Annotated in this window: 22 protein-coding genes; 2 read left to right on the top strand and 20 right to left on the bottom strand. The window is 53.6% G+C overall.

The genetic code is table 11. From position 1 onward, the window contains the following. Positions 1-3 precede the first annotated feature (3 nt). The 13 genes from AC27VQ_RS19265 to AC27VQ_RS19205 form a co-directional block, all read right to left on the bottom strand. Positions 4-390 carry a hypothetical protein gene (locus AC27VQ_RS19265; RefSeq protein WP_488717549.1) on the bottom strand — a complete coding sequence of 129 codons (387 nt, stop codon included), beginning with the start codon at positions 388-390 and terminating at the stop codon, positions 4-6. Then, positions 387-683 carry a hypothetical protein gene (locus tag AC27VQ_RS19260; RefSeq protein ID WP_488717548.1) on the bottom strand — a complete coding sequence of 99 codons (297 nt, stop codon included), beginning with the start codon at positions 681-683 and terminating at the stop codon, positions 387-389. The genes AC27VQ_RS19265 and AC27VQ_RS19260 overlap by 4 nt, the downstream gene beginning before the upstream one ends. A 16-nt stretch (positions 684-699) precedes the next feature. After that, the gene (locus AC27VQ_RS19255; RefSeq protein ID WP_488717547.1) at positions 700-2208 is read right to left on the bottom strand and encodes a hypothetical protein; all 1509 of its coding nucleotides are present in this window, start codon (positions 2206-2208) and stop codon (positions 700-702) included. Continuing rightward, positions 2199-2762, bottom strand: a complete 564-nt coding sequence (locus AC27VQ_RS19250) for a phage adaptor protein (protein ID WP_488717546.1) — start codon at positions 2760-2762, stop codon at positions 2199-2201. Before AC27VQ_RS19250 ends, AC27VQ_RS19255 begins: the two co-directional genes overlap by 10 nt. A 3-nt stretch (positions 2763-2765) precedes the next feature. Beyond that, a complete protein-coding gene (locus AC27VQ_RS19245; protein ID WP_488717545.1) occupies positions 2766-3098 on the bottom strand; it encodes a hypothetical protein in 333 nt (110 codons plus the stop codon). A gap of 131 nt (positions 3099-3229) precedes the next feature. Then, positions 3230-4156, bottom strand: a complete 927-nt coding sequence (locus AC27VQ_RS19240; RefSeq protein WP_488717544.1) for a DUF5309 domain-containing protein — start codon at positions 4154-4156, stop codon at positions 3230-3232. Positions 4157-4178: 22 nt separating this feature from the next. Beyond that, entirely contained in the window at positions 4179-5075 is an 897-nt protein-coding gene (locus AC27VQ_RS19235; protein ID WP_488717543.1) for a hypothetical protein, read from the bottom strand. A 39-nt stretch (positions 5076-5114) separates the two neighbouring features. Then, positions 5115-5369, bottom strand: a complete 255-nt coding sequence (locus tag AC27VQ_RS19230; protein ID WP_488717542.1) for a hypothetical protein — start codon at positions 5367-5369, stop codon at positions 5115-5117. Beyond that, on the bottom strand, positions 5366-7507 hold the full coding sequence (locus tag AC27VQ_RS19225; RefSeq protein ID WP_488717541.1) for a portal protein: 2142 nt from the start codon (positions 7505-7507) through the stop codon (positions 5366-5368). Before AC27VQ_RS19225 ends, AC27VQ_RS19230 begins: the two co-directional genes overlap by 4 nt. A gap of 47 nt (positions 7508-7554) precedes the next feature. After that, a complete protein-coding gene (locus AC27VQ_RS19220; protein ID WP_488717540.1) occupies positions 7555-8976 on the bottom strand; it encodes a hypothetical protein in 1422 nt (473 codons plus the stop codon). A gap of 28 nt (positions 8977-9004) precedes the next feature. Beyond that, entirely contained in the window at positions 9005-9397 is a 393-nt protein-coding gene (locus AC27VQ_RS19215; RefSeq protein ID WP_488717539.1) for a hypothetical protein, read from the bottom strand. Further along, a complete protein-coding gene (locus AC27VQ_RS19210; RefSeq protein WP_488717538.1) occupies positions 9390-9833 on the bottom strand; it encodes a hypothetical protein in 444 nt (147 codons plus the stop codon). Before AC27VQ_RS19210 ends, AC27VQ_RS19215 begins: the two co-directional genes overlap by 8 nt. After that, entirely contained in the window at positions 9826-10059 is a 234-nt protein-coding gene (locus AC27VQ_RS19205; protein WP_488717537.1) for a hypothetical protein, read from the bottom strand. Before AC27VQ_RS19205 ends, AC27VQ_RS19210 begins: the two co-directional genes overlap by 8 nt. A 78-nt stretch (positions 10060-10137) precedes the next feature. Between AC27VQ_RS19205 and AC27VQ_RS19200 the strand changes: the two genes are divergently transcribed. Continuing rightward, positions 10138-10485, top strand: a complete 348-nt coding sequence (locus AC27VQ_RS19200; protein ID WP_488717536.1) for a hypothetical protein — start codon at positions 10138-10140, stop codon at positions 10483-10485. 77 nt (positions 10486-10562) lie between these two features. Here AC27VQ_RS19200 and AC27VQ_RS19195 read toward each other — a convergent pair whose 3' ends face one another. The 7 genes from AC27VQ_RS19195 to AC27VQ_RS19165 all read right to left on the bottom strand — a co-directional run bounded on the left by AC27VQ_RS19195 (position 10563) and on the right by AC27VQ_RS19165 (position 14225). Next, positions 10563-10925, bottom strand: coding sequence for a hypothetical protein (locus AC27VQ_RS19195; protein WP_488717535.1), 363 nt, complete (start codon positions 10923-10925; stop codon positions 10563-10565). 32 nt (positions 10926-10957) lie between these two features. Next, positions 10958-11401 carry a hypothetical protein gene (locus tag AC27VQ_RS19190; RefSeq protein WP_488717534.1) on the bottom strand — a complete coding sequence of 148 codons (444 nt, stop codon included), beginning with the start codon at positions 11399-11401 and terminating at the stop codon, positions 10958-10960. Between the two features lie 24 nt (positions 11402-11425). Then, positions 11426-11779, bottom strand: a complete 354-nt coding sequence (locus tag AC27VQ_RS19185) for a hypothetical protein (RefSeq protein WP_488717533.1) — start codon at positions 11777-11779, stop codon at positions 11426-11428. A 101-nt stretch (positions 11780-11880) separates the two neighbouring features. After that, positions 11881-12015: a hypothetical protein gene (locus tag AC27VQ_RS19180; RefSeq protein ID WP_488717532.1), complete on the bottom strand. Its 135-nt coding sequence runs from the start codon at positions 12013-12015 to the stop codon at positions 11881-11883. 57 nt (positions 12016-12072) lie between these two features. After that, a complete protein-coding gene (locus AC27VQ_RS19175) occupies positions 12073-12705 on the bottom strand; it encodes a GIY-YIG nuclease family protein (protein WP_488717531.1) in 633 nt (210 codons plus the stop codon). Between the two features lie 247 nt (positions 12706-12952). After that, complete coding sequence (locus AC27VQ_RS19170; protein WP_488717530.1) at positions 12953-13636, bottom strand: recombinase family protein; 684 nt, start codon at positions 13634-13636, stop codon at positions 12953-12955. A 226-nt stretch (positions 13637-13862) separates the two neighbouring features. Beyond that, positions 13863-14225 carry a hypothetical protein gene (locus AC27VQ_RS19165; protein ID WP_488717529.1) on the bottom strand — a complete coding sequence of 121 codons (363 nt, stop codon included), beginning with the start codon at positions 14223-14225 and terminating at the stop codon, positions 13863-13865. A 775-nt stretch (positions 14226-15000) separates the two neighbouring features. Between AC27VQ_RS19165 and AC27VQ_RS19160 the strand changes: the two genes are divergently transcribed. Next, positions 15001-17394 (top strand): hypothetical protein, encoded by a 2394-nt coding sequence (locus tag AC27VQ_RS19160; protein WP_488717528.1) that lies wholly within the window; start codon positions 15001-15003, stop codon positions 17392-17394. Positions 17395-17428 lie beyond the last annotated feature (34 nt).

The raw sequence follows: 17428 nt of genomic DNA, 5'->3' as shown, positions 1-17428 counted from the left end.
ATTTTAAAGCTCCTTGAAGAGTTCTTCTTTTCCTTTCTGGAATCCGTTGCGCATCAAGAGTGCGTGGAATTCCTTCCGTGGTTGACCGGTAATCTTTGTGTATCCAAGGGCTTTAAGCGCATCGGAAAGAGCGACATAAGCCGTCATGATTTCGCGTAAGGCCTTGTTCTGTTCGCCGCCGATAAGCAGCACATTTGCGGACTTTTCCGCGTCAATATCGCAAAACTGAATGACAGCGGCGGCGTGATCCGTTGTGATCAATGACCATTCGTCATTTCGCAGTTTGTCGAGCAAAACGTCTTCGGTGATGACAGACGGCGCGACATCAATTGCTGCAATCAGCCAATTGCGAACGCGCTCATACTCGCTATCCGAGAAACCCAAATTCATACGCCGCTCACCCAATAATCGAATGTGCGGGATGTGGTCGCAGACGCATGACCGACGACGAAGCTGCCTGAATTCACAGCGCTTACGAAAGCAGCCGCGCCCGCTGCATTGGCGTTGCGGGGCTGAAGAAAGACACGGCTGGTTGACGCCACTTTCGCGTCGAAAACAGTCGTGGTCGTCGCCGAATTGGCGAGCGAAAACGAACCAACCGCATCGAACTGCGATGCGATTTGGTTGACGACTGTTGCGACCTGTCGAGAGTCAGCGTGATTATAAACGCGCGGTATAGCCATGGACGTATTTAGCGTCTCAGCGCCTTCCCGCTGCCCGGGCGTCGATTTCGATAGCTGAAGCGCGGTCCCAATCACCGGAGATAGTCAGGCGGAAGCGCTGATATCGGCTCTTGCTGCGAACGTAAGCGTAACCGTCTACTGCGCTTGTCTCGCTCATTGGCGACCACTCCACATCGTCGGTCGGTAGGTTCTTAGTGCCGACTTGTACGCGACCAACGGCAGCGCTGCCTTCGAAGATCGGGCGGATAGCCCTGATTTGCGCGATATCCACCCTGCCGTCCTGCGAAACCAGAGTTGATGCCTGATATTCGGGTGACTCGATTTCGGCGACCAAGTTGGGTCCGCCGAACGAATAAATGGCACCCGTTTCAGACATTCCCCACGTCATCGCAGTGCCGCCGCTCCAGATTGGAGAGTCGAAGGAGCTACTAACGTTATCGATGCTTCCGAAACTGTCGAGCATATCCAACGTCCAAGGCAAGCTTACGCTGTTAAACCGGTAAGTCGTAGTCGCCGCGCTTGTAGACCACTCGTTTGACTCGTAATTGTAGTGTAGGCACATATCCGGCTTGCCGGGTTCCGCATCTTCCGAACACCACTGCCACGTGATCACACATTGCTTCGGATCACTCGTGACAGTCATCCTGTGTGCTTGCGTTGCGTCGAAGCGGTCAGCAAACCACTTGTCTATGCGACCGTTTCCGGGGCGGGTAATTTGTCCCGCCTGCATCATGACGAAACCGTCATCTGCAATCCAGAAATGACGACCAGCAACGCTGATTACTGACTCAGGGACACTGCACCCCAAACCCGGAACACGCTGCTGGAACTGGAAAACGAGTGGCGCACCAATGAATTGCATCTGATAAATCGACCGCTGCATCAGAAGGTAGCAATTGTCATCGGTGACGATGCCATTGCATGCTCCCGCTCCGGCGATGTCTTGGAAGTCTGCCATTGTGGAAGCTGAGAAGTTCCAATCGCTTGGGTTCTCCAACGCGCTCCAACGGATTCTGTAGGGGACCGCGCCGTCGAAGGCGTCGTAGGTGTTGGCGAGGATCGTGAACCCGGAAAACGTCGCAATATGACGCCCTTTGACGAGCGTGGTGAGGTTCGCGAACTGAACGTCGGAATCCATGGAAATCCACTGCGGCTCGTTGGTGTAATTCGTAAAAATCTGAAGTTTCCCGAATTCCACGGATTTCCAGCGCTCAAGCGGAGCGGTTGTATATCCACCAGCGCGGCTGATGTCCTGCCACTGCTTCGTCGCCGGCAGGAGCTTGTAGAGCTTTCCTGAATCTCCCGAATAGACCTTAAAGTTGCCCGACCCATCTTGCCCGATAGCCGATCCAAGCGGACGCCCGGTCATACTCGTGTTGGAGAACAATGATGCCCCCCTGATAGGAAATACGGTGATTCCTTGGGCACCGCGCCCGGGAAGGACGTTGTGCAGCTTCGTTGATCCGGGGTTATTCAGCGCTGGCAAATCCGGGGTGAAGGACTGAAACGGAAGGGTTACGCCCATGTGGTCGCACCCATGATCAACGTGCCGGTCTGGCGTCCGCGACGGTCATCTTCAGCAACGACGCCAAGCGCCTCCTGAAGCGCCTGATTTTCGATCTGTACGCCGTCCGCGTCTTTTTCCCATTGGTAGAACGCGCGCATGCAAGCGGCGAGGTAAACGCCAACGTGACGGTCAAACAGCCAATTGGTTTGGGTATCGGACAGGGCAGGGAAGCCGGAATGATAGAGAAGGACGACCGATGCTTCCGGCTCGCCAGCAAACACAAGATCGTCGGCAACGCGGAAATAACCAACCTCGTTATCATAAAGCGTGGCGTTGTTCGGGCTGATTGGCTTGTATGTCTTGCTCGTGCCGGTGATCTGGCGCACTTCGATGAAATCGGCAGGCAATGACGCAACGCCATCAACGACGGCAAGCGTTACCTGCTTTTCAGCGAGATAGTGCTTTACGAGCGGGCGAAGGTAGGCTTCAGCGCGGCGGATAAAGGTTTCGTTCGGGGCATCGGTGCGGATTTGCAGGTCAGCCAGACTGGACATGAATTCGTCGTATGTCATGGCTTAGACCGTCCACCGAGTTGTGCGGAACTTGGCGAGGTCCCCGTCATTGAGGCGGCGGCGCATGGCTTCTTCATCTTGCGTGATGCCCTGCTTTTGCCAGTCGAAATAAAGGCTGGTCGGGACACTCGCTACTTTGACCAAATCGCCGTGCTTGCCGGTGTAATTGAAGTCCGCTTCGTCCTGCGCATTCTTCGCAATAATCGCATCGACTTTCTGCACGGTCGTGATGCGAATCTTATCGCCATCGCGGGTCATATAGACGGTGTGAGTTGGGGTTTCTTCCCAAACGATGGTGCCTGATGTGACCAAGTCACCGGCTGTAAATCCTTCCATGAACGTTCTCGCTAAAATGCCTTTGTTCGGGTATTTAGCGACGGGGAACATTCACCTGACTTTGAGCGAACGCGCAAAAAAAGAGCGCCCCGAAGAGCGCTCTAAGTTCGTTCCTGAAGTTGTTGGTTTTATCAGCCGTTCAGGTCGGCAATCTTGGCGTTGCCAGCTTCGTTAAGGCACTCAAGGGTGAGTTCGGTAACGAGCATGAATTTTTCGGAGTCACCGGTCTTAGCCAGAGCTTCCTTCTTCAGCGCGCCAACAACAGCTTGGTTCCACAATTCGGAATCGAACGCGATAACCGTCGAGGTGGACATGAAACGGTGAGGAAGAATATCAACCGTGCCGAAGTCGCTCTTGTAGATGTCAACAGCCTGATAAACCGTTGCATCCTTGGCGTTCTGCTGCTTGGTGCCACCACCGACAAAGGTCGAAATCTTCGACTTCAGGGTGCCCGGTGCGATAACCTTCTTCGGATCGCCGCCCTGATTCCAGATGCCTTGGAGGGCACTGATAAACATGGCTTCGGTCAGAGCGCGGGCAGTACCAGCGGTCGGGGCATTAACGGCACCAGCCGAATAACCCGTCGAAGCGCCGTTAGCACCGTGCAGAGCATTCGTGGAAATCCAAGCTTCAGCGCCGCCGAGCTTGCGCGTACCGACTGCGACGGAAGGATTGGCAGAAACAAGAGCGGCTTCGATATCGCGCTTGATTTCCTTGCCAGCCTTGGCAATCTGGCGTGCGAGTTCGTCGGAAGTGCCAGCCGTAGCAACGCGCTGGAGCGTACCGGAAACGCGAACGTCCTTGGTGAAAATCTGCGATTGGTTAGCCAGACGAACAGGGGCGGTCAGTGTCGTGTCGGATGCATCAGCACCTTCGGCAGCGGCATTGTCCTTGTTAGCAGCGGCAAGGCTATCCTTCAGCCATTCGTGCTTGGTTGCGGTTGCCTTGGTCTTGCCAATCGAGGTGACGAAAGGCGTTTCTTCAGGCGAAATCATTGAAATGATGTTGGACAGGTCTTCCTTGACATGGGTTACATCAGCGGTCTTCAAGGTGGGCATTTAAGTTACCTTCTTATTGTTGTTAAAGAAGCCCTTTAATGAGCTCGGCGGCATCATTTACAGAGCGAGAGTTGTTGAATTTGTCGTACGTAGCGCGGTCATAATCGACGGTCTTCCGCGATGTCGTCTTCTGACTAATCGTCGGCTTCTGGCTGATTTTTGCAACCACTTCAGGGACCGCTTTGTGCTTTTCGCGAAGCTGGTGAAAATCGTAGATCAGCGAAATAATTCGGTGATCCGAGATGCCTTCCAACTCTTCACCCTTGAACTGATATTCACCCAAAAGGGCACCCAATCCATTCAGGGCGGCGTTAGCAACATTCTGGTCCTTCCACTCCGGATAGCGTTCCATCAGCTTCGCATTGGATTCCTGAAGCGCATATTGACGCTGTTCGGCTTCGTATTCGGCTTGCTTGGCACGAAGGTGCTGCTCTGCTTCATACATCTGGCGAACGGATGCTTCGCGCTTCTGCCATGCGTTTTGCTGGCGAAGATATTCGGGCGGATCATATTCAAGCAGTGAGTCCCAATCCGGCTCTTGCATCGTCTGGAACTGGATAGCCAACTCTTGTTTAATGGCTTCAATTCCGGCGATTGCCTGTTGGCGGACTTCGTTCACGTCGCGCTGGTTCTGCTGATACACCTTTCGCTCTTCAGACAATGCCTGAGTTTTGCGCGTGTAGTCAGCGTTTTTCATGAAGCCGGTCTTCAGGTCATTAAGGCTGATTTGTTCGCCATTAATGTCGAAGAATTGGTCTTCAATCGTCTCGACAACCTCTTCAGGTGTCGGTTCTTCAACATGCTCTTCCGGTTGCTCAAATGAGTCTTCAGGCACGTCCATCTGCTCGCTGATTAGGCTGGCAGCTTCGTTGATATCAATCGACGCAGTTCCCTCTTCGGGATTGTTGCTTTCATCCATTTTTCTTTCAAATTTCCTATGAAATCAAATTCGGTTTATTTAGTATCTTTCCTCGTTTGAGGCCTCTTCCTTAGCGGTCTCAAAGTTGGCGTTCTGAACGTATTTAGCGAGTTGCTTTTTGAAGAGATTGAAGCCGAGCGAAAGCGTGTGTACCTGCTTTAGCTTCTCTTCGTCGCCAACCGGCACAAGCTGGAACGACTGAAAGATGTCGGCTTCCACGCTCGACATCATCAGCTTGAAGTCATCGCTTTCCTGTAGGCGCTGTGCCGCATTGGCTTTGTCATAGACGTTCATTGCGGCATCCCCATCGGATTAGCGGGCGGCATCATGTCAGGGGCAGGGGCCTGCATCGGCGGTTGCTCCATCGGCATTGGCTGTTCAGGCATAGGCGGCTGTTGCGGCTGCTGTGGTGCCTGTTCTGTTGGCAGCGGAACCGGGATGCGCGGGGAGTCCTGTTGCATCTTAATCCACGCGATATCGACCTTGGCGCGATACTGGGCGTCTGCCTTCGCACGCTCGATTTCGAGTTTCTGCGCCATCTCGTCGCGCTTGAAATCGAGATCAGCTTGAAATTTTGCCATTTCGAATTGGCGCTGGCGTTCGTCTGCTTGTGCCTGAAGTTCGGCTTGCAGCTTGAACGATTGTGCCGTGATTTCGGCTTCAGTCGGTTGTGGCGGCTGCGGCTGTGGCGGTGGCAATGTCGAGGGGTCAACGAAGAAAGCGCCGGGGTTCTTGAAACCAGCCGTTTCCGCGATCTTGGTCAGGGTGGCATAAAGGTGCTGCGGCGTGACGAGCGGCGAACCACTGCCCATAAGCTGTTGCTGCTGACCAAGGATGTTCATCAGCGATTGTGTGGACTGGTCACGCGACATGACGCCAAACGCCACCGATGTGGTCACGTCGAGTTCTGGCGAGAACTGATCAAGCGTCGGCACGAAGCCGTTGGTGAGGCGCGAAATAAGCTGTTGAGCGTCTTCCGGCTTCTGAAGAAGGAGGTCCACGACGATGCGGGTAAGATATGCATAGCCAGTCTCAGCGAAATAGCGGCTGATCATCTCGACAAGCAACTGACTGGCGTTTGAACGCTGGTTGGTTGCCGCCGTGGTCGTGCGCGCCAAATCGGACGCATCGAGCGACATCAGGTCTTTGCCGACACCAACCGAGAAATCCAGCGATTGGCTGAGGTTCTGAATGATGGGGATAGCCTGACCACCGGCAAAAGGCGGACTGGTGTAGCTGATGCCGCCGCTTGGATCGGTGGAGCGAATGACGCTGTTCGGGTGTGCGTTCAAGATGTCGTCAAGGTTGGTCACGTCCGGATTGGCGACCTTGACCGGGTGCACAGCCATATGGAGCGAATCCAGCATGGCGCGCGTCATCTTCGTAATCAGCACATGGTCGTCACCGATTTTGTCAGGGATGCCGAGCGAAAACAGGGTTTCGGCGAGCGGGAAGGGCACAAACGGCGCGTAAGGCGCGTAGGGCGATGTTTCCTCGTAGTCGAGTAAGACAGGACGATCCAAGTCGCCAGCCAGAATGAGCCGGTATGGGCGGGTTTTCTTGTCAAGCTTCAGCCGGGTATAGATCGTGTAGACTTCGACATCGTCGCCAGACACGCCTTGCTCGCTGCCAAGATCGCGGGAACGCTCGATAGCGATGCCATCGGTCTTATCGGAAGCCAGCGGAACCGACTTCACCTTGTCGGCGTCAAAGCCCATTTCGATAAGGGCCTGCTTGCCGACGATCTTGCGATGACCCTGCACCTTCGCAGAGATGCCGCCGGTTTCGGTGTTGATCTTGGCATCGCGGGTCACAATGAAATCTTCCGGCGCGACGGAAAGGACGTTGAAGCACTGCGTCTTGCGGATGTTGCGAATTTTCAGGTCGCGGACCATGCCAGCGGGACCGGGGTATGGCTTGCCAGCTTCTTCGATGATGATCTGACCGGCTTGTTCTTGCTGATCGAAGTTGATGAGCGCTTCATCAGGAACGCCCTTCACCATTTGCGGCAGGGACTCTTGCGTCTCGGTCTCGAATTCCACGGTAACGATACCAAGGCCTGTGAGAAGGCCTGTCTGAATCCACGGCTGGAGATAGGAGAGGTGCTTGTTCTTGGTCTTCAGAATCCAATTGACCGTGGCGGTTTGCTGCTTGGCAATCGCTTCGTCGTTGGCTTCGAACGGCAGGAATTCGCAGACATTTTCCGGGGAGTCGAAGATGCGGATAAGCTGCGCTGTCATCCAATCGACGCGCTGCTGAACTTCCGGCGACACCCACTTAGAACGCCCCTTCAGCTTGTCATCGCCCGGCAGTTCGGCACGCTTGTAATATTTCAGCGCGGATTCGTTTTTCGCTGCGATGTTGGAATTTGACCAATTGACGGCTTCTTTCAAGCGTGCGCCAACGGTTTTCATGATTTCGTCTTCGGTCATCTATCCTTTCTCAAAGAGGGGCTTTTCAGGGTATTTAGCGGGCGCGTTCATTCGAAGCTTTGCAGGTTTTCGTACACGATTGGCTTCGACCAACCGTACTTTCCTGCAAACCGTGTTGGGGAGACGGCAAAGCTAATTGCCAAGGCATCGGCATAGTCAGGAGACCGCCCGCCAAGGCGCTTCTTTATCGCCTTTTTGTCTTCCAACTTCACTTTTCCAGAACTATCATCATACGTCGGCGTGGCAAGCTCTTCGATAAGCTTTTGATGGTTCGGAATGCTGACATTTTCCGTCGCCAACCATTGACGCATTTCCCACCAAAGCTGATCGCGAACACGCGAATATTTCTCAGGATTTCGGGTCGGTGTTCCGGCGAAGATGCACGCATATACGGGGAGTCCCCAATCCTTCAGGATCGAATATACGCCATTGCCGAGACCGGTCGCATCGATGGGGATCGCGGCAGGGCGCTTGTGTTTCGGCGTCTTCTCGAAAAGCTCCTTGACCTTGTAGGCGAGGGGAGCGGGTTCCAGCCCTTGCCATTCATGAAAGCCTATCAGCTTGTTGTCGTGGCGGATCGCCATCACTGAACTGTCTCGCCCCGCGCCAGCCGGGTCCAAGCCCCACACGACCGGCACTGTGTCAGCAGGCACGCACTCTTCATTGAGCACGGCAGCGTCAATGAATTCCCGGGGAATGAGACCGTCCACGTCCGACAGCGGAAATTCGCCTTCCACCATCACCCGGTATTGCCGGGACGTTGGACCGCCGTAGTTCCGAGCGATCTTCTCAAATTTTTCTGGATTGAAATGCGGTGAATCCGCCATGCGCCCGTGGAGCTTTCGCCAGTCGGGTGAAATCTCAGGATCACAATGCGTGCGCCAGAAAAAACCGGAAGCTTTGGAAGGGTTGGATACCAAGCAAAGTTTGGTGTTCTCATCCGTCGATGCGTTGATCAGAACGGTGAGCACTTCATCGTCAACGCCGGATGCTTCATCCACGAGAACGAAGTTGTTCTTCATGTGGATACCGCGAGCATTGTCAGGCCTATCACCGCTCGCCAGACGCATATCGGCAAAACACAGTGAAGGGTTCACTTTACGGCTGATGCGCGTTGCTTGTACGTCGTATGCGTCCTTGAACATCGGATGCATACGAGCGTGCAGGATTTGAAGCTCCTTCCAGATGCCGCCTTTCAGGTTCGGTTCGGACGGTCCAAAAATCGATACCTGAACCTCATCGTGGCAGATGAGCGACCACCATGTGACGATTGCTTGTGCGTGAGTTTTTCCGAAGCCGACTCCACCGCGAAAAGTGATGAAGTCCTCATCACGAAACGCCTCGCAGAATTCCCGCTGGACTGGTGTAAGATCGGAATTGAAAACCTGTTTTGCGAACACGGCAATGTCGCTGTGATACAGGTCAATGAGCTTCCGAAACTCTTCGATTTCTTGCGTCTTATCGGTCATCCGATATTTAGTCGGATGCCGCTTTGTCTCACTTTTTCGGGCTGATCAGGCGCAACAGGAGGTCTTTGACCATGTCCTTCAGCGCACCGGGGTCACGGGCATAGGCCTTGGCAACGGCAATGATTGCTTCCGCCAGATACATGCTGATGAGGCCTACGATAAACGCCACGCCTGACAAAATCTGCGGGTCTGGAATTCCGAATGCGAGCGCAAAAATGGGGGTCAGGTAATACGAAGAGACGGCACCTGTGAAGCCGCTAATCAGTCGTTCTGTTATGGTGCCTGTCTTTGCCAAGAATGCGCGCACAAGACCGCCAACGAAGCCCGCAAGCAGATATGACGATTGACCGCCATCGGCGAAACCGTTGACTGAAACCCAGAGCAAAAGGGCAGTGAAGCCAGTTACGAACCAATCAATCATGTGTGTTGTCCTCGTTTGGTACTGGCACGAGAACAGCGTCTTCAATGCGGGTTGGTGTGATATCGATAGTCTTCGAATTGTCGGAAAGGCGAAGCGCGTTCACTTCAGCCAACATGTCGGCAATGGAATGTGTGTGATTTACCTTCACTTCGGACTGAGTTGGTGCCTTGGCAACCATGGCGTCGAGGAAGTAGGCGGCTGCTTTCCAACGAACGGACTCGTTAGATGAGTTGTACATGAGGTCGTACATAATCTCGACGGCTTCATGCGTCTTCTCAGCCATTGCCGCTTTTACTTCTGGCGGTGTAGCTACACGACCACCACCAGAGGCGCGACCGCCGCGACCATCGCCTTTCTTGAAGCCAATTTTGCGCATGTGTTCGGCATGTTCAGGCGTCTTTCGGCGGTCAATCTTTGGCTTAACCTCATTACTCAACGATGCGCCCTCCAAACGTGCGAAGGAACGTCCAACCGTGTTCTTCATCCGGAAAATCAACCACAAACCAATCCGGTGTGTTGGTCATCGTGAAGTCTTCGGTAATTTCGCGGCGAATAGCCGAGCCGAACTTGCGCTGAATCCAGCCGTCAAGATCGTTGGCTAAGTTGGCTTCAGCGATTTCGCTTTTGTAGCCATTAGCCGGGAGGAAAAATTTGATTTGCATTCGATTGCCGCTTGCCTTTTATGTGGAATCCGTTTTGAGATATTTAGGACCGAAGTTGGTTTGAAAAGGAGTCGAATTATGGGTGAACTGTTCAACTATCTGGAGCGATATAAGGTGCAGAAAAGCGCGAATGTCGAAGCGTTTTTGAAGACGCTGAACGCGCAAATCGCTGGCTTGAAGGAAGACAAGCTGAATCGTCGCTCTTGGCTGAAGCCGGAAGGCAGCGGCTATATGATCAAGCTTGGCAAGCTGGACGACGAGTATCAGGCGAAGACCAAAGACGAAGCGCTGGAAATTCTCGTGATGGTTGCTGATCACGCCCGCAACGACGACGACTTCAAGGCTGCTATCGAAAAGGCCTATGGCGGCGCATCGGACGAACAGGCGAAGCCCGCTCGCAAGCCCCGTAAGCCGAAGGCTGAGTGACAGCCTGGACTCGATATCCAGAAACACGAAAGCCGCCCGGTGAAGGCGGCTTTTTCGTTTGGGGGGATGGATAGGGGTCAGGCAGCGTTGCGTGTCTCAGCGATCTTCGCATTCGCTGCCCGGAACCATGCGCCGGGAAAACGCGGGTCGCCAAACGGGGCAACATCTTTCGGGGCGAACCCATAAGCTGACATAATGTAGTCTTTAATCGCTTCGCCGCTGAAATAAGCAAGAGCGCCAGCATTGGGATGGTTCTGGAGCCTTTGGAACCGTTCGCCTTGACGGGCTGGTTCGTCACCACGGTCCTCAAAGATGCGCCAGCGGACCTTGGGCAAGTCGTCCTCGTCAAGATCAAGAGCTTCGTCGTCAATGTCTATGCCCCAAATCTCACCGGTTTCGGGGGATCGTATTAGGGTAATGTCAGCAATTGGGGCGGTCATTTTCGGGGTTCTCCTTTGTTTCGATGAAGGGTTTATGCCTTGGCGTTGAGATACACGCCGATCAGCGAAAGCAGGATGTAAACGGCGCGATCACGGGCTTTTTCATCCGCGCCATGGCGAACAAGGTAAAGGGCGTCGAGAACCTTCCGGAAGAAGAATGCATCTGCGGGCGGGACTTGATTGCCTGTGCCTACCGCATTCAGCCAAGACTCGCGTGAGGGCTTAACGGCATCCTGCTTGCGGATAAGGTCTTCAGGGCGAACGGCGTCGGCTTCGCGCTTGTTGAACTGGTTGATAGCGCCGGAAATGGACTCGGCGTATTTCGGGTCTTTGTTCGCCATTGCCGTGCCAAGCTCCTTCAGGAGAGCAATTTCGGCGACGGTACGTCCGGGCGCGCAGTCAGATTCGTTGATGTTTCCGACAAGAGCGAAGAGGCTGGTAAGCGCCCCAACCGGGCTGTTTGATTGATTGGTCATTTTCGGGGTTCTCCTTTGTTTCGATCAGTGGGAGACCAAGCAGCCGCCACGGTCGTCTTCAAGCTTGACGACGCCCTTTTCCTTCACCGTGATCCGGATTCCAGAGTCGCGTTCGTAGGCGGCAATGAGAACACCAGAACCATCAGCGTCGTCACAAATGGTGTCCATAAATGCGCGGTCAGTAAGTAGGGTAATTTCGAGTTCTGCCCGGGAAATTCGGGCGTTCGACTTCGCGTTAGAAGTGGCGAATTGATCGTCTTCGGAAATGTAGCGATTGGCGATGTCGAGAAGGTCGGTCTTTTCGGGACCTTGCACGTTATGGATTGCCTTCAAGATCGCTTTCCAGTTGGCAGCGGTGTATTGGGTTGTCTGTGTCATTTTCGGGGTTCTCCTTTGTTTCGATGAACTATTTAGAGACCCGCCAAAACACGAAAGCCGCCCGGTAAAAGGCGGCTTCTGAATTCGGAATATTGCGGAGACTATCGAACCATGTTTTCGCGTCGATAGTGCGAAATCAGGGCTTTTTCGGCGTTAAGTGTCTGGCGATGCAAGAACACCGCGAACACAACAGCCTTTTTGATCAGCCAGTTGCCAAGTCGATGATGAATATTCATTCGCACATCTCCTTTTCTCATGCCGGATTAATGTTTTGGGCGAAAATTGGTTCCGGTTTACGGCACCGGCTCAAAGCGAAAGCCAAGATCGCCAAACGTGGTTCCGATGACGCTTTCGCCGATAGTCTGGAGATAGGCGGACTTGCGGAAGGATGCAGCACACACAGCTTTTCCCGGATTTTTGCACCAACGGCGGATTGTCGTGAAATTCAGCACGCCGCCCATGGCTTCAGCCGCCTGATAGCTGCTGGCGTGGCGTCCAGCCGGGGTGATGAAATAGCCGGAAAACGCGCCGTTGGTTTCAGCGGGTCGATTGCGCAGCTTCTCAATGGTCTCAGGGGTGTGTTTGCGCCCGGTCGCGGTGTTGCTGCGCTTTTTGGCGGATTGGGGTGTGTGCTTGCCGCCGCCAGCCGCCTTGGGGGCGAGATTATAGGCGAACTGACCGGAGTCGATATGCGCTTGCTCGATCTGGCGAGCGGCGGGGACGGGCAGCGTGTCGAGGATGACGAATTCAAAGCTGTCGGCACCGTACAAGTCGAAATCAGCCTGAATGAGGCGGTTTTTATGGCGTCGGGTCCGAAGCTGCCAGAAGTGGCTTGAACGGCGATTGTGGATGTCTTTGCCGGAACCGACATAGGCACGGTCGGTCACGGTGTTGTGGATGGCATAAACGCCAGAGATGGTCGGCAAGAGGGGCTATTTGCCTCCTTTCGTTGAGGTGGTCGGAAATCCTGAAAAATAAAAAAATCGCCCGAGCCACCATATAGCTACTTTGGGGTGCGCGTGGGGGCTTTGCACCTATACAGCGCGCCGATTTTCAGCGATTTTCGGGTGATTTTTGCGGCGTGGCGATGTGCGCCGTGGTGCCGCTGGATATGCGCGTATTGTAGTGAAATATGGTGGTCGAGTCAACAGCTATGTCGTTGATTGGACTCGATTAATCGCCGTTTCGTGCAATCGCGCGCTTCACTGCCGTTGCCGTCCATTTGCCGTCGCGTGGTGTTGGCTTCCCGGCGCTGTTCAATGCATCCGCGATAGCCTGAAGTGTCTCGCCGCCTTCACGCATGGCGTTGATGATAGGCAGCACGGTAGCAGCGAACTCGTCTGCCTTTGCACTCGCTGCCTTATTGCGTTCATTGGTCTTGTCCCGCAATCCGCCAAGCTTCACGCCCCGGGATTTCGCTACCTGCAATGCTGCCTTCGTCCGGGCGCTGATAAAGTCCCGCTCCATTTCGGCGAGCGCGGCATGAATGTGCAGCATGAACTTGTCGGCGTACGGCATCGATGCGACCCGCAGCTTTACCTTCTTATCGTCCATGATCTTGGCGATAAAGGACACTTTACGGCTTAGGCGATCCAGCTTCGATACCAGCAATTCAGCGCCAGATTTGCGGGCGAGGGCGAGCGCTTTGGTCAGTTCCGGTCGTTCGTCGTCGGCACCGGATAGCACGTCCTGAAAGCGAGCTATTACCTCGTGCGGCACTTCGCTGTACTGGTTGAGATAGATGGCGATATCGCGCTCTTGCGCTTCCAACCCCAATCCGGACCTACCTTGCTCGCTGGTCGATACGCGGGTGTAGATGATGTACTGTTTCAATGGCTTAACCTCCTTCGGTGCCATCTATTTATCATCCACAAAGGTTTGCTGTCAATTAACCACGGAGGTAGTGCTTGACAATGACGCGGCAAGCTAGGCGAACCGGCGTGACTCCACCGTGACTCCATAAGTGCAAGCTGAAATATTGTTCAGTTACTTAACGTGTTAATGAATAGTGCGCTAACGAATGGCTTTTGGAAGATTCTGGCGGCGACAAGGGCAGGGCGCGGAAAACGTCGTGCCGGGAAGATTACGGCTTAGGAGCGTTCTTTTCCATTAGTTCGAACATGATTTCCGTCATCCCGCTATAGACAGTCTTAAGCCCGTTCTCACGGCAATAGCTGTCCAGTCTGCTTTCCAAATCGTCCGTTGTCATGTCTGACATGAAATCAACGCTTCGCTTGGTGCCTGATGTAAACCAAAGGTTCAGAGCGGCAACAAAGCCAAGCGACCATTCCACCGAATAAGAACGCATGTCCGCGTCGTTCAGGAAGTCTTCGCAAACCGTATTTCCGCCACCCCAAGTTCGAACGACTTTAGCGCTTGCCGGATATGTTACAGTAGCAGCGATGACAAGTCCGGTGACGATTGCAGCCGATAGTCGTTTGCCCATGTCGATTTGTCCCAGACCACGCGTTTACGCATTCCCCGACAATTGGTATAATAGACGCGAGCCTGATTGACGAGCTATCCGCCGTCTGTGGCTTTTCCATCTGATAGCTACTGATCGTTATGAACGGCTCCTGCGTCGCCGCCGTCGTCGGCGTTGCACGCCGCCTTGTGTCGCTATGTTTGGATAGCTGTTTGACCGGGACTTCTGCCGATCCAGTATTTCATTGCTCGCTTCGCTTCGCCGGGATGAAGATTTGATCGCCTTCGGCTTCCTTTGATTGGTGACTCGTTCACTGGAATCCAAAGTGAAAAAAAGTGTGTTAACAAAGGCCCTATATTATAAAGGTGTCTGCTAACAGGTTTTTTTCCGTTTTCACCAAGGTAAATCAATCATCCTGTGAGGACCGAAGGTCCGATGACTAAGCTGGATCGCCGGAAGTCCTCCCATCCTTCAATCAATAGCGATGGAGCGACGTAGGAGCGACCGCCCGAAGGGCACCTGCCGAATATTATATCGGCTGATCTTGTTGATTTTTATTGACTTTCTCGTCGTAAACGGCTATAATACGCACATTCAGCAGATAGCAGGATACTAAATATCATCAATGGAACGAACCGGTTGGACGCTTGGTCTCATTCCATGAGGTCAAACCTATCGGTTACGTTTCGCTCTTTCTTCGCCGCACAAATAAGAATGTCGAGAAGGTCTAAGCGCAATGTCCAACCGGGCGCTTAGACCTTCTTTTTTTGTGCACTCTAATTCGAAGAAAGGATAAATGTCACTTCAATTTGATACCTCTGAACTTACCGTTACTTCAGAAACCGCTCTGCCCACCATTTGGGTAGCCAGCTTGCCAGCCGGTTCGGGCAAGACCCGTTCCATCATCAACAACACGATTTTGTCTGGCAAACCGACAATCATCACGACCCCGACCGACACCCTGTCTTTTCAGTACGAACGCTACTTCCTGTCGCAAGATATCGTTCCTGTCGTTATCGAGCCGGTCGTTGTCTCCCGCAAGCGCAATCCCGACCGCAATTCACACGACCATTTCCGCGATGCTGTGAAGTGCCGGTCGCGTGTGATCCTTGTCAGCCGTGATGTCTTCCACGAGACCGATATCAGCACCGAAGGCTTTGACGTGTATGAAGACGAGTATCCCGACATTCTCGACATCATCACATTCGAGAATGCGGAGCTTGCCCGCGATCTGCTGGTTAAGCTGCTCGATTGCAAAACCCTGACAAAGTCCGCCCGCTATTACGAACTGGAGCTGACCACGTTCGCAAAGGACATCGCCAAGGACGGTTGGAAGGCGGCAATCATCCGAGATTCCGAAGACCTGCTGAAGCTCTGCAAACGGCTCGAAAGCAAGCACTTTCGCGTCTACATCCTTGCCGACACATATAAGAAATACCGTGAAGGCAAGATCGCAAAGCTTCAGTTTTGGACGATCATGCTGCCGACGATCTTGCGCGGTGCATCCCCGACCATTGTCGGCGCGAACGGCGAAGACACCTTCATGATGAAGCTGTGGGCTGGTCTGGCGGTCTTCCGCGCCGCTGAAGCCATTGACGGCGATTACAGGACCCTTGCACACCTGAACGGGCGTGCTCGCATCATTTACCTGTCCAAGCGGAAGGTGACAGGCACGGTCCTTGCCAAAGTCAAGCACCAGCGCGCTTATGATGCTGCCGCCGATGTCGTTGAAGGCGCGTTTCCCGGTCAGGGACACATCATCGGGTTCAACAACAACCCTGTGCCGCATGGAAAGCCGTTCACTTGGAAGCTGAAGCACGCCAAGCAAATGCAGCTTGTCCCGCATGGTCAGAACGACGCCAAGCACCTCCATTTGGCTGTCTGTCTTGGCACTCAGTTTTACGATCCCGCGACCTATAAGTTTCTGAAGGGCGTATTCGATTTGGACGGTGACGAGGTTGACCGGGCGTTCGGTCTGGAGCGGCTTTATCAGCTTGCCATGCGCATTTCCGCCCGTGAATTCGATAGCGATCAGCCGTTCACCATCGTCGTGTGGGATGAGGATTCCGCCCTGTTCCTTCAGGAAAAGATGGGCGGAACCATTGAGTACATGGATACCGGCATCGCTGCTTTCCAAGAGGAAGAAGGCTTTAAGCCAAAGGCAAAATCAAAAGAACAGCGCACTGCTGAAGCCGTCGCTGCGATTTACGAAAAGAGAGAGAAAGAGAAGATGGATTTGCTGAACCCCGACAACACAAAGCAATATGACGGTTACAAGGTGTTCGTTCAGAAAAATATCGGCGTAAAAGAATTTGCCGGTGTGACAATGTCTTGGTTCGATCTTTCAGAATATCTGGAAATCGGTCACAACACCTACCAGCCGAAATCAAAGAAGCAGTCGCAGCTTTTCCGGGAAGGCGAACTGCTCGACTTTAAGACGAACAAGTTGGTCAACAACATCGTTTCGACCAAGCTCGTGTTCCTCGATATGGATCACATTAAGGGCGATCCGCGATTGCTGTCTGATTTTTTGTACGCGAACGGCTGGTCGCACTTCATCTACAACACGCATAGCTCGACGCCGCTTGATCAGTGCATCCGAGTCGTAATTGGGCTTTCGGAAGCGGTCAATGCTCCCAACTATCTGCACGTCATCAACCTTTTGGTCGCTGACATTTATGCCCATTTTGACGATGCGGACTGCAAGGATGAGGACCGCCTGTTTCCCGTCGATGACAGCAAAATGACGATTAATAACCGCTTCTTCAATCCGGCTGTAAGCGAGTACAAAGCGCCGCTGTTCATCAAGCGTCATGTCCTGAAGGCGGGCACTTTTGAGCCGAAGTTCGTTGATGTCCGATTCTTTTTGTCCCGCAATCCTGTGTCTGTCTCGAAGCCAAAGAGCGGCGATGCACCGAACAAGAGCGCGGCACGCCAGCCGAAGAACAAGGCAACGATTGAAGCGATATTGGATCGTTGGTCGGTAGCGGCACATCGCCCGGGAATTAAGGGTGAAGGTAGTTGGAACCACCACCAAGCCGCCGTGGACCTGAAGAAGGCTGGTTTCAGCAAGGAAGACAGCATTCAGATTCTTGCTGAGAACAGACACAGGTTCGGCGACGGCAATGACCGTGATGCGGTCTACACCGTAAATCGGGTTTGGGAGGAATCACTTAGGCGGGCGGCTTAACGGTCGCTCCAACGAAAAAGGGACACTGGTTGAG

The organism is Shinella sp. 20P9.1.1 (assembly GCF_057798995.1).
Note: the sequence above shows the minus strand (reverse complement) of the source record. Positions and strands in the feature narration are given on the sequence as shown.